Here is a 13869-nt window from a genome sequence, read left to right on the forward strand (position 1 = left end):
GCCAGACCCCGTTTCCGGATCGTGATCTCGCCGAGATGGAAAACGCATGATGCCATGACAAAGAACGGACATAAGTGGCTTTCAACCACTTATGTCCGTTCTCACTCGGCGCGCACCTCAGGCGTGCACGCCGTAACAGTTGCTCCACCGGACGACCATCGACGCAGGCCGTCCGGCTCCCACGGTAATCCTCGGGACATTCTCCTGTAACAGCAATCGGTTTTTCGCTGATGTTATGGGTTGGTGTTATGGGGCCGCGGAATACGGCCCGCGGAACCCGTCAGCTTTCCGGGAAATGGCAGGCGACGCTGCGCCCGTCGCCCCGGTCGGTGAGCGCCGGGACCTCGGTCGCGCACTTCGGCTGCGCCTTCCAGCAGCGCGGGTGGAACGGGCAGCCGGACGGCGGGTTCAGCGGCGAGGGCACGTCGCCGGTGAGCCTGATCCGCTCGCGCTCCTTGCGGGCCGCCGGGTCCGGGATCGGCACCGCCGACAGCAGCGCCTTGGTGTAGGGGTGCTGCGGGCGGGTGTACAGGTCGGCCTGGTCGGCGATCTCGACCATCCGGCCGAGGTACATCACCGCGACGCGGTCGGAGATGTGCCGGACGACCGAAAGGTCGTGCGCGATGACGACGTACGTCAGGCCGAGCTCGTTCTGCAGGTCCTCCAGCAGGTTGACGACCTGGGCCTGGATGGACACGTCGAGCGCCGAGACGGGCTCGTCGGCGACGATCAGCTTCGGCTTGAGCGCGAGCGTCCGCGCGATCCCGATGCGTTGGCGCTGCCCGCCGGAGAACTCGTGCGGGTACCGGTTGTAGTGCTCGGGGCTGAGCCCGACGAGCTCAAGCAGCTCCTGCACCGCGCGCTTGACGCCGTTCGGCGTCTGGATGTTCTGCAGGTGGAAGGGCGCGCCGACGATGGACCCGACGGTCTTGCGCGGGTTCAGCGACGAGTACGGGTCCTGGAAGATCATCTGGATGTCGCGGCGCAGCGGACGCATCTGCCCCGACGAAAGCCCGGAGATCTCCCGGCCCTCGAACTTGATGCTCCCGGCCGTCGGGTCGAGCAGCCGCATGATCATCCGGCCCGTGGTGGTCTTGCCGCAGCCCGACTCCCCCACCAGACCGAGCGTCTCGCCCTTGCCGACCGAGAACGACACCCCGTCGACCGCCTTGACGGCCGCGACCTGACGGCGCAGCAGGCCGGCGTGCACGGGGAAGTGCTTCTGGAGACCGGTGACCTCCAGCAGGGGCGTGGAAGACAAAGCGCTCACCTTCTTCAGAGGTTCGGCCTGATCTGGGTCTCCCAGATGTCCAGGCGCTGGTCGGAGGTCAGATGGCAGGCGACCCTGTGGCTCGCGTGCGCGGCCGTCGCGGTGAGTTCGGGACGCGCCGTCGTGCAGGCGCTGCCCTGGCCGAGCGTGTGGGCGCAGCGCGGGTTGAACGCGCAGCCCGACGGCAGGTTGATCAGCGACGGCGGCGAGCCCTTCACCGGCATCAGCCGGTCCGAACGCGCCCGGTCAAGACGCGGCATCGAGCCGAGCAGGCCCCACGTGTAGGGGTGCTGCGGGGAGTGGAAGATCTCCTCGACGGTGCCCTGCTCGATCGAGCGGCCCCCGTACATCACCATGATCCGGTCCGACAGCTCGGCGACCACGCCGAGGTCGTGGGTGATCATGATGATCGCGGAGTTGAACTCCTGCTGGAGGTCGCGCAGCAGGTCGAGGATCTGGGCCTGCACGGTGACGTCGAGGGCCGTGGTGGGCTCGTCGGCGATCAGCAGTTCCGGGTCGCAGGCCAGCGCCATCGCGATCATCGCGCGCTGCCGCATGCCGCCGGAGAACTGGTGCGGGTAGTCGTCGACGCGCTTGTCGGGGGTGGGGATGCCGACCCGGCCGAGCATGTCGATCGCGTGCTTGCGCGCGACCTTCTTCGACACGTCGTGGTGGATCCGGTACGCCTCCATGATCTGCGCGCCGACCGTGAAGAACGGGTGCATCGAGGACAGCGGATCCTGGAAGATCATCGCCATCCGCTTGCCGCGCAGCCGCCGGACGTCGTCCGGGTCGGCCCCGACCAGCTCCTTGCCGTCCAGCCAGATCTCGCCGGCCATCCGGGAGTTCTTCCGGTTGTGCAGGCCGAGGATGCCAAGGCTCGTCACCGACTTGCCCGAGCCGGACTCGCCCACGATCCCGAGGGTCTGGCCGCGCTCGAGCGTGAAGTCGAGGCCGTCGACGGACTTGACGAGCCCGTCGTCGGTCGGGAAGTGGATGCGCAGGTTCCGGACGTCGAGGAACGCCCGCTGCTCGGTGCTCAACTCAGCCTCACCCTCGGGTCGACGACGGCGTAAAGGATGTCCACGATCATGCTGGCCGCCACGATGAAGACCGTCGCGAGCAGCACCACGCCCATCACCATCGGCAGGTCGCCCGACAGGATCGAGTCGATCGACAGCGAGCCGAGGCCCGGAAGGCTGAACGTCTTCTCGGTCAGGACCGCGCCGCCAAGCAGCAGGCCCAGGTCGAGACCGAAGATCGTGACGATCGGGGTCAGCGAGGCGCGCAGCGCGTGCTTGCCGATCACGGTCCGCTCCGGCAGGCCCTTGGCCCGCGCGGTGCGGATGTAGTCCTCACCGAGGGTCTCCAGCATCTGCGACCGGGTGAGCCGCGCGTACGTCGCGGCGTACAGGAACGCGAGCGTCACCCAGGGCAGCAGGAGGTTCCACGCCCAGAGGCCGGGATTGGCGGTGAAGTCGCTGTAGGCCACCCCGTTGGGCCACAGCTTGAACGAGTAGACGAACACGGCCATCGACACCAGACCGGTGAAGTACACCGGGAGCGACACTCCGGCCAGGGCCGTGGCCATGGCCAGCCGGTCGAAGACCGTGCCGCGCCGCAGCGCGGAAAGGATGCCGATGCTGACGCCGGCGACGAGCCAGATGAGCGACGCGCCGATGCCGAGCGACAGCGTCACCGGCGCCCGGTCGATCAGGGTCGGGAGGACCGGCTCGTTGGTGCGGAAGGAGTAGCCGAGGCACGGCGCGGAGCAGTGCTCGACGCTCGGGCCGTTGCTGAAGTCCTGGCCGGCGACGATGCCCTTGACGAACCTGCCGTACTGCACGGCGATGGGGTCGTCGAGGCCGAGCCGTTCCTTGACGTCCGCGATGGCCTCCGCGGTGGGGGCCTTGCCGACATAGGAGGCGGCGAGCTGGTCGGTGGTCTGCCCGGCCAGCTTCGGCAGCTGGAAGAAGATGCCGAAGGTGACCATGCTGACGATCACCAGCATGACGACCGCGCCCATGAGGCGCCTGACGATGAATGCGAACACGAGGAACGGCCCGGTGGCCCCGGCCCCCGCGAGGGGGCCGGGACCACCACTCGGCCTTCACCTGCCTTCGGTGATGACGAGCGGTGTGGGGAAGCCGGCCTTACTTGAGGCCGAGGTTGACGTAGTCGTACTGACCGCCCATGAACTCCGAGACGACCACGTTCGTCAGGTTCGAGGGGCGGTACAGGAGCTGCACGGAGTACGTGAGCGGGACCACGTCGGCGTTGTCCATCGACAGGTTGTCGATCTGCGCGTAGATCTTGGAGCGCTTGTCGGCGTCACCCTCCTTGGTGGACTTGTCGAAGAGCTTGTTGATCTTCGGCAGGTCGGTGGAGGAGATGTTGGTGTTGCCGGTCGGCTTGATGCTGCGCCCGTCGAGGATCTGCTGGAGGAAGCCGAAGCCGGACGGCCAGTCGGCGGCCCACTTCATCATCGCCATGCCCACGTTGTTGTTCTTGAGGAACGACGGGGAGCCGGCGTACTTGGTGAAGTAGTCGCCCGACGGGTAGCCCTTCAGGTCGACCTTGATGCCGGCCTTGCCGAGGCTCTGCTGGATGGACTCGGCGGCCGCGACCTCCTTGGGCCGGTCGGCGCGGTAGGTCAGCTTGGTGGTGAAGCCGTTGGGCTGGCCGCACTCGGTGAGCTGCTCCTTGGCCTTGGCCACGTCGCCGGCGTTGTCGGCCGACGGGTACTTGTTGAAGTCCTCGTGGCCGACGACGGTCGGGGGCAGCACCGTGGAGGCGATGTCGCCGCCGGTGATCGGGCCGCCGATCGCGGTCTGCACCGACACCTTGTCGATCGCGTACTGGACGGCGCGACGGCAGGCGATGTTGTCGAACGGCGCGACGCGGCTGTCGATCGTCATGTAGGTCAGCGCCGAGCCGGAGGCGGCGTCGGTGTTGGCCTTCTGGGTGCCGCCGAGGGCCTTGGGCTGCGCGGCGGTCGCGAGGCCGCCCGCGGCGAGGTCCATGTCGAGCGCGCCGGACATCAGACGGTTGTCGATGTCGTCCTGGTTCTGGTTCAGCGCGACGGAGATGGTGTCCGGAAGCGCCTTGCGCAGGTCGTCGGTCGCCGGGTCCCAGTTCTCGTTCCGGGACAGCTTCATCGCCTTGCCGACCTCGTACGAGTCGATCTTGTACGGGCCGGAGGAGACGATGTTCTTCTTGTAGTTCAGACCGTTGTCGGCGGCCTTCGGCACCGGCGCGGTCTGCGGCATGACGGCCAGGTAGTCGAACTCGGCGAACGGCGTGTTCAGCTCGAACACGATCGTGTACTTGTTCGGGGTCTTGATGGACTCAAGGCCCTTGGCCGACTTGTCCTTGTAGGGGCCCTTGTAGCCGCCGGGGTTGTCCTGGAGGTACTGCTTGAAGTACTTCGGACCGCCCTGGAGCTCCTCGGTGAAGTTCGACCGCTCGACGGCGTACTTGACGTCCTGGGCGGTGATCTCGGTGCCGTCGGAGAACTTCAGACCCTTGCGGATCTTGTACGTCCAGGTCTTGTTGTTGTTGGACGGCTTGCCCAGGTCCTCGGCGAGGTCGGGGATGAGCTCCTGGCCCTCGGCGCCCGGCGCGTTCTTGTACGTGACAAGGGAGCGGGCGTAGTAGCGGGCGAAGTTCCAGGAGAACGCGTAGTACGTGTCACCCGGGTCCGGCGAGTCCCAGTCGCTGGACATGGCGTACCGCAGCTCGCCGCCCTTCTTGTCGGAAGGGTTGAGGATCGCGGTGTTCGCCGCGTTCTGGACCGCCGTGGAGGAGGAGGACGTCGCTCCCGAGTCCGAATCCCCGCCACAGGCCGTCAGGCCGGCGGCGAGCACGGCGCACGCGGCGAGCGACGCACCGATCTTGATCTTGTTCATTGTGCTGGAAGCACCCTCTCTACAGAACTGGCAGGGAACTCGAACCCACCTGACGGGGGTCACCGGGCCCGGGGGTCGAGCGCGTCGCGCAAACCGTCCCCGAGCAGGTTGAAGGCCATGACCGTCACGAAGATGGCCAGACCTGGGATGATCATGAAGAACGGGGTGTTCTGGTACGTCGGCACCGCGAGGCTGAGCATCCCGCCCCACGACGGCATCGGCGGGATGACGCCGACGCCGAGGAACGACAGGGCCGCCTCGAACAGGATGTTCGTGGGGATCAGCAGCGTCGTGTACACGATGATCGGCGCCATCAGGTTCGGCAGCAGCTCCTTGAACAGCACGTGCGCGTGGCCCGCGCCGAGGCTGCGGGAGGCGTCGACGAACTCGCGCTCACGCAGCGACAGGGTCTGGCCGCGCACGATCCTGCCGATGTAGGGCCAGGAGAAGAACCCGATGACGAACACCAGGACGCCGATGCGCAGCCCGTTGCCCTTGAGGCCGAGGACGTCGTCGGGCACGACCCCGACGAGGGCGATCGCGAACAGCAGCAGCGGGAACGCAAGGAACACGTCCATGGCCCGGCTGATGACCGTGTCGACCCAGCCGCCGAAGTAGCCGGCGACGATGCCGAGCGTGGTGCCGATCAGGACCGACAGCAGCGTCGCGCAGAACGCCACGATCAGGGAGATCCGGGCGCCCAGCACGATCCGCGACAGCATGTCGCGGCCGGTCGTCGGCTCCACGCCGAACCAGTGGTCGGCGCTGATGCCCGAGTGCCCGATGCCGTCCCACGGGCGCTGCATCGTCGGGTCGATGAGCTCCTGGTGGTAGGCGTACGGGTCCTGGAGGAACCACGGCCCGACCACCGCCAGCAGGATCAGCAGCAGGATGACGCCGGCACCGCCGATCGCGGCCTTGTCGCGCTTGAGCCGCGTCCAGGCGATCCGGCCCAGGGAACGGCCCTGGATCGCCTCGGGGCGGACGCCCTTGAGGACGTCCTCGGGGTGGGCCTCGGCCTCACCCTTCGACACTTCGATCGGCGCGGTCACGCACGTTCCTTCCTCGCCACCTGACACCGCCACTCCGCGTAGCGGTGTACGTGCCCCTTGTACCGGCGGGTGCGGCTTCCTCCGGGCACGAGGGATGGCTTGTTTCACAGAAAGTTGCCACCCCGTGACGCGTCCGCCTCGACGCCTGACCCAGGGAAGCGGAACGTTCCATGAAGTCTTCGTCAATTTCGGACGCGCGGAGAGATGTTATACGTGCATCCGATATGAACCGCACGGGTACCGACCGAGCACGCGAAGATTTACCGTTCCGAGTCCTTCGCCGCACGTCTGCACCGGTCCAAGTGGGATGCGGCCGAAGAATATGCGTACTCGCGAGTACTTCGACCGGCCCTGGAGACCTGAGGGCATACCGCTTCCCATAACCCCCGGGCTATGGGCGGGCAGCGCAAAGGGCCCGCCCCCAAGGGGACGGGCCCTGTTCCGGTCAGCGCCGCGCGGCGCGCGGGGGCGTCACAGGCCCCTGCGGCGCAGGATCTCCTCGATCTCGGCCATCTCGTCGTCGATCGGCGGCGCGGGGCGCTTGCCGCCGCCCACCGCGGGCGCCTGGGCGTTGCCCGGCACCGCCCTGGGCGCCTTGGTCCCGCCGCCGCCCGTCGCGCGCAGCCGCACCCCGGAGACGACGTACATGACCCCGGCGAGCCCCAGGACCGCCACGCCCGCCCACTTGGCCGGGCTGAACACCAGGGACGCCAGGAAGCCCGTCAGGCCCGTCAGATAGAAGCCGAGCGGCACCAGCGACCACGCCGCGCCGCGCAGCCCCGAGGCCGCGCCCCGGCTCCGCCCCACCCGCCAGCTCGCCAGCAGCCCCAGGACCGTGACGGCCATACTCACCGTGAACAGCAGCGCGTCACTCATGGCGGCCACCCCTTCTTCTTACGACGCCGGACTCGGCTCTCTTTCCATACTCACACGCCAAGGCAAGGCCCTCCTCCTCCCCGAGAAGGGTTCCCGTCCCTGAGAGCGCGCAGGGGAAAGCCCCTACCGGGCCGCGACGATCTCCCGCAGCCGCGCCAGGCTGAGGTCGGCGAGCGCGGGGACGACATGGCGGTGCGGGCCCTCGGGGATCGGGACCACGTTCGGGATCGCGATCACCACGCAGCCCGCCGCCTCAGCCGCCGCGACGCCCGTCGGGGAGTCCTCAAGGGCCACTGTGCGGGCCGGTTCTGAGCCGAGCAGGCGGCACGCCTTCAGATACGGGTCGGGATGCGGCTTGGTGTGATCGACCTCGTCGCCCGTCACCGTCACCGTGAACAGGTCACGGCCGAGCGCCTCGATCGCCACCTCGGCGAGCTCGCGGAACGTCGAGGTGACCAACGCCACGGGCACGCCCTCGGCACGCGCGTCGGTGAGGATGTCCTTGGCCCCCGCGATGATCTCCAGCTCGGTGGGCAGCCGCTCCACCATGAGATCGAGCATCCGCCGCCCCACCTCCTCCACCGGCACGTCAGCGCCCGCGAGGGAGATCATGTAGCGGGCCGTCGCGTAGAGGGAGCCGCCCACCGTGGCGTCCTGGTGCGCGGGGCCCCAGGGGCCGCCGAGCCACGCCATCACGTCGCGCTCCACCGAGTGCCAGACGGGCTCGGAGTCGATGAGGGTGCCGTCGAGGTCGAAAGCAAGAGCCTGAAGAGTCACGTGACCCAAGGCTATGCGCTCAGGCGTGGCGGGAACACCGCCCGGCCCGCTAGCGTTCCCCGGACAACTACCGACTGGTAAGGAGCACCCCCCATGACGTACCGGTCCATCCTCGTCGGCACCGACGGCTCCTCGACTTCCTTCCTGGCCGTCGACCGCGCAGCCGACCTCGCCGCGGCCACCGGCGCGCGCCTCATCCTCGTGTCGGCCTACCATCCGATGCCCGAGCGCGAGCGCAACGAGGCGTCCGACCGCCTGGGCGACCTCGCCTACAAGGTGCAGGGCTCCACCCCGGCCGAGGACGTCCTGCGCGCCGCCCGCGACCGCGCGGTGGCCGCCGGGGCGACCGACATCGACCAGGTGGCCCGCGAGGGCGACGCCGTCGACGTGCTCGCCTCGGTCGCCAGGCAGGAGTCGGTCGACCTCGTCGTCGTCGGCAACCGTGGCCTCAACAGCCTCGCCGGCCGCATCCTCGGCTCCGTCCCCGCCAACCTCTCCCACCGCTCCCCGGTCGACGTGCTGATCGTGCACACCACCGACGGGAAGTGACGTCCATGTGACGAGATCCGCACCAAGGACGGATCACCTCATCCCTACCGCACAGGGATGACCCGCCTTCGGATGGGTAGGGGTTGGCCAGGACGTAGGCTGGGCTTGACCGTGATCCTCATCCGCATCCATCGTCGTCCCCGGTAGGAGGCCGAGTGCTCGAACTCGATTCCGTGCCCGCGCTGGACCGTCCGGTGCTCGTCGCGGCGTTCGAAGGGTGGAACGACGCGGGCGAGGCCGCCAGCGCCGTCATCGCCCATCTCGCCGAGAGCTGGGGCGCCCGGCAGATCGCCGAGATCGACCCGGAGGACTATTACGACTTCCAGGTGACGCGGCCGCGCGTGGAACGCGACGGCGACGGCCGCAAGATCGTCTGGCCGACCACCCGGATCTTCGTCGCGCGCCTCGATTCCGGGCGCGACGTCGTGCTGCTGCACGGGATCGAGCCGAACATGCGGTGGCGCGGCTTCTGCCGGGAGATCACCGACTACCTCGCGCGGCTCGGCGTCCGCTCCGCGGTGCTGCTCGGCGCGCTCCTCGCCGACGCCCCGCACACCAGGCCCGTGCCGGTGTCCGGCTCGGGCGGCGGCTCGACCTTCGGCGACGACCTCTCCCTCGAACCGTCGTCCTACGAGGGGCCCACCGGCATCCTCGGCGTGCTCCAGGACCGGCTCGAGGACGGCGGCGTCGAGACCGTCGCGCTGTGGGCGCAGGTCCCGCACTACGTGTCGTCCCCGCCCAACCCCAAGGCCACCCTCGCGCTGCTGCGCCGCGTCGAGGACCTCCTCGACGTCCCCGTGCCGCTGGGCGAGCTGCCCGAGCAGTCGCGCGCGTGGGAGGACGGGGTGAACGAGCTCGCCGAGCAGGACAGCGAGGTCGCCGAGTACGTCCGCACGCTGGAGGAGGCCAAGGACGCCACCGAGCTGCCCGAGGCGACCGGCGAGTCGATCGCGCGGGAGTTCGAACGGTACCTGCGGCGGCGCGGGATGGAACCGCCCGTCTGATCGGGTTCGTCCGTCGGTAAGCTTGCGGCATGCGTTCCTGGTCAGCTCCCCGGGTCCCCCGTCTCTCCGATCTGGGCCTGGCCTCCCCAGGCCCTGCCCTGCGCCTTTACGACAGCGCCACGCGCGAGGTCAAGGCGACGGACCCGGGCCCCGTCGCCCGCATGTACGTGTGCGGCATCACCCCGTACGACGCCACCCACCTCGGCCACGCCAACACCTACCTCGCGTTCGACCTCGTCGGACGGGTCTGGCGTGATCTCGGGCACGACGTCCTGTATGTACAGAACGCCACTGACGTGGACGACCCGCTGCTCGAGCGGGCCGAGGCGACCGGCGTCGACTGGCGGGAGCTCGCCGAACGCGAGATCGAGCTGTTCCGCACCGACATGGAGGCGCTGCGGGTCATCCCGCCCGCCCACTACGTCGGCGCGGTCGAGGCGATCCCGGTGATCGTCGAGATGATCGAGGAGCTGAAGACCGCCGGGCTCACCTACGAGCTCGACGGCGACCTGTACTTCCCCGTCACCGCCGACCCGAACTTCGGCGAGGTCAGCGGGCTGTCGGCGGCCGAGATGCTGCCGCTGTTCGCCGAACGCGGCGGCGACCCGTCGCGGCCCGGCAAGAAGGACCCGCTCGACGCGCTGCTGTGGCTGGCGCACCGGCCCGGCGAGCCCGCCTGGGACTCGCCCTTCGGCAAGGGCCGCCCCGGCTGGCACATCGAGTGCTCGGCGATCTCGCTGCGCCACCTCGGCATGTCCTTCGACGTCGAGGGCGGCGGCAGCGACCTCACCTTCCCGCACCACGAGTTCAGCGCCTCCCACGCCCAGGCCGCCACCGGCGAGCACCCGCACGCCCGCGCCTACGTCCACGCCGGCATGGTCGGCCTCGACGGCGAGAAGATGTCCAAGTCGCGCGGGAACCTGGTGTTCGTCTCCAAGCTGCGCGCCTCGGGCACCGACCCCATGGCGATCCGCCTCGCGCTGCTGGCCCACCACTACCGCGCCGACTGGGAGTGGACCGCTCCGCAACTCGACGCCGCCGCCGAGCGCCTGTCCCGCTGGCGCGCCGCCGTCGAACGCCCCACCGCCGCCCCCGCCGCCCCCGTCCTGGCCGAAGTCCGCGCCGCCCTCGCCGCCGACCTCGACGCCCCCGCCGCCCTCGCCGCCATCGACCGCTGGACCACCACCGACGGCACCGACCCCGCCGCCCCCACCCACCTCCGCGCCCTAACCGACACCCTCCTAGGCATAGAACTCTGACCCCACCGCCCCGCGCCCGCCCCACCCGGGCGCGGGCGCGGGGCCATGCGGGCAGAACGCGAGCCCACGCGCCGGAGTCCCCCGGCGTGCGCAGGCGGGGCCAGACCCAGCGCACGTGATCGCCCACCCCGCGCGGGCAAGGCCGCGGGCCGCTGCCCGACTTGGCGTACCCGATCGCCCGCCCCGCGCGAGCGGGGCCTCCGGGCCGTCCGGACGCAGGTGCAAGCGGCGGAGTCCCCGGGCATGCGCAGGCGGGGCCAGACCCGGCGCACGTGATCGCCCACCCCGCGCGGGCAGGGTCGTGGGGCCGTCAGGATGCGGGTCCAAGCGGCGGGGTCGCCGGGCGGGCGGGGTCGGAGCTGGCGTACCCGATCGCGCCGCGCGCCGGTGGGGTTGTGGGGGTTAGGTGGGGAGGATTCGGGTCCAGGCGGTGGGGGTGCCGGGGGTGGCGGAGAAGTCGTAGCGGGTGGTTTCTGGGGAGAGGGCTACGAGGGAGACTGAGGTTGTGCCGAAGGTGCGGCCGTCGTCTGTGGTGTGGCGGTGGAGGAGGGCTCGGGGGTCGTCGAAGGGGAGGGAGGCGCCGTCGGCCAGGGGGAGCCAGGGGCCCCAAGCGGACGATGTGGGGGCGTCGTCGGCGGGGTTGGGGCGGGGGGTGGATTCCAGGAGGGGGCGGAAGTGGGCCAGGCGGGCGCGGATGCCCTCGAGGGCCGCTTCGGGGATTGAGGACGGGCCGGGGCATGTGGCGTCCAAGCCGGTGTTCACGACCAGGTGGACGCCGGGGTCGAGCCAGCGGTCGGTGAGGTCGAGGCCGGTCCACGTCCACAGGCGGACCTTGCCCGGCTCGGCGCAGATCAGGTGGAAAGGGTCGAAGCGGGCGGGATCGAGCGGGCCGAGGTCGCCGTGCTCGGCGGCCCGCAGCGGCAGGTCCCCGCGCGACAGGCGGCCCTCGGCCGGGGCGGCGATCCCGCAGCCGTTAAGGACGACGCCGAGCCGGTGCGCGGCGGGGTTCACCGCGAGCCAGGTGCCGCCGGCGAGGCGGTCGCGGCCGCCGATCAGGCCGGGGCTGTCGGGCCAGTGCGCGGCGGGCGGGTCCCAGGCGCGGTCGGCGTACTCGTCGCGGACGCCGACGGCCAGGACGGGGACCGGTGAGTCGGGGTCGAAGCTCAGCAGGCACGTGCACATGGCGTGGACCTCACATCGGGGGCCAGGGGACGGCGGGCCAGTCCTCCGGGGGGTAGGGGTGGACCCGGTGCTTCAACATGAGGTCTACACGATGCCGGGTCGCCTCCACCTCGGCGGGGGTGATGTGCGCGGTGAGCCGTTCGCCGAGTGACCCGTCGAGCTCGGCCCTGACCTTGGCCAGCGCCTGGAGCGCGAGCGGCTTCAGCGGCTTGCCGCGCCACTGCCACAGGACGGTGCGGAGCTTGTAGTCGGTGGAGAACGTGACGCCGTGGTCGCAGCCGTGCACGTGCCCGCCAGGCACCGGGAGCAGGTGCCCGATCTTGCGGTCGGCGTTGTTGACGACCGCGTCGAACACCGCGACCCGCCTTACCGCAGGGTCGTTGGCGCGCGACAGCGCGACGAGATCGACCTCGGGGTCGGGCTCGATCCACAGCTGCACCATGCCGGGCCCGTACGGGCCGTCCCGGTGGACGGTCGGGGGCACGATCCGCATCCCCATCGTCTGGGAGACAAGGTAGGAGGCGACCTCACGTCCGGCGAGGGTGCCGTCGGGGAAGTCCCACAGGGGCCGCTCGCCCGCGATGGGCTTGTACACGCACTTGGCCCGCACGCCGTCGAGCTCGATGTCGCAGCGCAGCGTCGCGTTGGAAGCCTGGACGATCCGCCCTTCGACGGTCATGGTCCCGCTGGTGAGCAGCCGTTCCGCGGCTTCGGCGTCCTCCGCAAGAGACCGCGTCATATTGTCCTTAGGTGTCCGTTCTGCCGGGGGCAGACGTGTCCTGTGGCGTCGAGGGGCAGACCGCACAGCGGGCACGGGGGACGGCCCGCCGCGACGAGCTTCAGCGCCCGTTCGGCGAACGCGCGGGCGTGCGCGGCGGTGATCGACACCCGCAGCGTGACGCCCGACGGGTCAACCTCGCCCGCCTCGGCGTCCTCGGCCTCGGCGGCCTCCACGATGATCCGCTCGGTCTCCGGGTCCCAGGCCAGCGACAGCGAGCCGACCCGGAACTCCTCCTCGACGGGCTGGTCGAGGGGCGAGTCGTCGTGCAGGCCCTCGGGGGTGATCGCGGGCACGTGCGCGCTGCCGCCCGACAGGCGCAGCACCTCGTCGAGCAGCTCCTCGAGGCGTTCGGCGAGCAGCCCCACCTGGAACTTCTCGAGCGCGACGCTGGTGACCCGCGCGCCCTCGCGGGCCTGGAGGTAGAACGCCCGCTGACCGGGCTGGCCGACGGTACCGGCGACGAACCGGTCCGGCATGTCGTAGGAGATGACCGGCATGATCCGACCCTACGCGCCGCCGCCGACCGCCGCGTCACCGCTCCCCGGGTTGGGCGGGACGAGGCCCTCGACCCCTCCCCCGGTGTCGTTGAGGCGGACCAGGAACGGCCGCAGCTCGGTGTAACGGATGACGGTGACCGACGCGGGGTCGACCTGGATCCGCTGGAACTGGTCGAGGTGCAGGCCGAGCGCGTCGGCGGCCAGCGCCTTGATGATGTCGCCGTGCGAGCACACCGCGTAGACGGCGTCGGGCCCGAGCTTGTCGTTCCACGCCCGGACGGCCTGGACGGCCCGGTGCTGCGCGGCCGCCAGGGACTCGCCGCCCGGGAAGGTCACCGCGCTCGGGTGCGCCTGGACGACCTTCCACAGGGGTTCCTTGGCCAGCTCGGCGAGCTTGCGCCCGGTCCAGTCCCCGTACCTGACCTCGCCGAACGCCTCGTCGGTCTCCAGGCCGAGCGCGCGGCCCTTCAGGACGGCCCGCGCGGTCTCCTCGCAGCGCTGGAGCGGGGACGACACGACGGCGTCGAGCTTCAGCGGGGCAAGGCGCGCCGCGGTCCGCTCGACCTGGGCGAGGCCGCGCGCGTCGAGGGGGACGCCCGGGGTCCAGCCGGTGAGGACCGGCCCGGTCTGCGCGGTCAAACCATGACGGATAAGAAGAACTGTCGGCACAGGCTCACCTTATGCGCCGCCGAACCCTGTGCAGGGATGGGGGAT

General features: G+C 70.3%; 14 protein-coding genes. 3 read left to right on the forward strand and 11 right to left on the reverse strand.

Annotated features, from left to right (window positions below; genetic code table 11):
• Positions 1-280: 280 nt before the first annotated feature.
• The 7 genes from R9X44_RS31235 to R9X44_RS31265 all read right to left on the reverse strand — a co-directional run bounded on the left by R9X44_RS31235 (position 281) and on the right by R9X44_RS31265 (position 7883).
• On the reverse strand, positions 281-1261 hold the full coding sequence (locus R9X44_RS31235) for a dipeptide ABC transporter ATP-binding protein (RefSeq protein ID WP_319817939.1): 981 nt from the start codon (positions 1259-1261) through the stop codon (positions 281-283).
• Between the two features lie 14 nt (positions 1262-1275).
• Entirely contained in the window at positions 1276-2313 is a 1038-nt protein-coding gene (locus tag R9X44_RS31240; RefSeq protein WP_319817940.1) for an ABC transporter ATP-binding protein, read from the reverse strand.
• Positions 2310-3323: an ABC transporter permease gene (locus tag R9X44_RS31245; protein WP_319817941.1), complete on the reverse strand. Its 1014-nt coding sequence runs from the start codon at positions 3321-3323 to the stop codon at positions 2310-2312. Before R9X44_RS31245 ends, R9X44_RS31240 begins: the two co-directional genes overlap by 4 nt.
• A 100-nt stretch (positions 3324-3423) precedes the next feature.
• Positions 3424-5178 (reverse strand): ABC transporter substrate-binding protein, encoded by a 1755-nt coding sequence (locus tag R9X44_RS31250; RefSeq protein ID WP_319817942.1) that lies wholly within the window; start codon positions 5176-5178, stop codon positions 3424-3426.
• 59 nt (positions 5179-5237) lie between these two features.
• Positions 5238-6230: an ABC transporter permease gene (locus tag R9X44_RS31255; protein ID WP_319817943.1), complete on the reverse strand. Its 993-nt coding sequence runs from the start codon at positions 6228-6230 to the stop codon at positions 5238-5240.
• 471 nt (positions 6231-6701) lie between these two features.
• The gene (locus R9X44_RS31260) at positions 6702-7106 is read right to left on the reverse strand and encodes a hypothetical protein (protein ID WP_319817944.1); all 405 of its coding nucleotides are present in this window, start codon (positions 7104-7106) and stop codon (positions 6702-6704) included.
• A 123-nt stretch (positions 7107-7229) separates the two neighbouring features.
• A complete protein-coding gene (locus R9X44_RS31265; RefSeq protein WP_319817945.1) occupies positions 7230-7883 on the reverse strand; it encodes an HAD family phosphatase in 654 nt (217 codons plus the stop codon).
• A gap of 93 nt (positions 7884-7976) precedes the next feature.
• Between R9X44_RS31265 and R9X44_RS31270 the strand changes: the two genes are divergently transcribed.
• From R9X44_RS31270 to mshC, 3 genes are all read left to right on the forward strand, one after another.
• A complete protein-coding gene (locus tag R9X44_RS31270; RefSeq protein ID WP_319817946.1) occupies positions 7977-8432 on the forward strand; it encodes a universal stress protein in 456 nt (151 codons plus the stop codon).
• A 155-nt stretch (positions 8433-8587) separates the two neighbouring features.
• On the forward strand, positions 8588-9436 hold the full coding sequence (locus R9X44_RS31275; protein ID WP_319817947.1) for a PAC2 family protein: 849 nt from the start codon (positions 8588-8590) through the stop codon (positions 9434-9436).
• Positions 9437-9465: 29 nt separating this feature from the next.
• The gene (mshC, locus tag R9X44_RS31280; RefSeq protein WP_319817948.1) at positions 9466-10695 is read left to right on the forward strand and encodes a cysteine--1-D-myo-inosityl 2-amino-2-deoxy-alpha-D-glucopyranoside ligase; all 1230 of its coding nucleotides are present in this window, start codon (positions 9466-9468) and stop codon (positions 10693-10695) included.
• 402 nt (positions 10696-11097) lie between these two features.
• On the opposite strand, the gene R9X44_RS31285 is transcribed toward mshC, so the two are convergent.
• From R9X44_RS31285 to R9X44_RS31300, 4 genes are read right to left on the reverse strand one after another with little or no spacing between them, the layout of a single operon-like run.
• Positions 11098-11877, reverse strand: a complete 780-nt coding sequence (locus tag R9X44_RS31285) for an NRDE family protein (RefSeq protein WP_319817949.1) — start codon at positions 11875-11877, stop codon at positions 11098-11100.
• Between the two features lie 10 nt (positions 11878-11887).
• The gene (locus tag R9X44_RS31290; RefSeq protein ID WP_319817950.1) at positions 11888-12616 is read right to left on the reverse strand and encodes an SCO1664 family protein; all 729 of its coding nucleotides are present in this window, start codon (positions 12614-12616) and stop codon (positions 11888-11890) included.
• On the reverse strand, positions 12613-13155 hold the full coding sequence (locus R9X44_RS31295; protein WP_319817951.1) for a DUF3090 domain-containing protein: 543 nt from the start codon (positions 13153-13155) through the stop codon (positions 12613-12615). Before R9X44_RS31295 ends, R9X44_RS31290 begins: the two co-directional genes overlap by 4 nt.
• A gap of 9 nt (positions 13156-13164) precedes the next feature.
• Positions 13165-13824, reverse strand: coding sequence for an MSMEG_4193 family putative phosphomutase (locus tag R9X44_RS31300; RefSeq protein ID WP_319817952.1), 660 nt, complete (start codon positions 13822-13824; stop codon positions 13165-13167).
• Positions 13825-13869 lie beyond the last annotated feature (45 nt).

Source organism: Actinocorallia sp. A-T 12471, assembly GCF_033875155.1.
In the GTDB taxonomy this organism is placed as follows: Bacteria; Actinomycetota; Actinomycetes; order Streptosporangiales; family Streptosporangiaceae; genus Actinocorallia.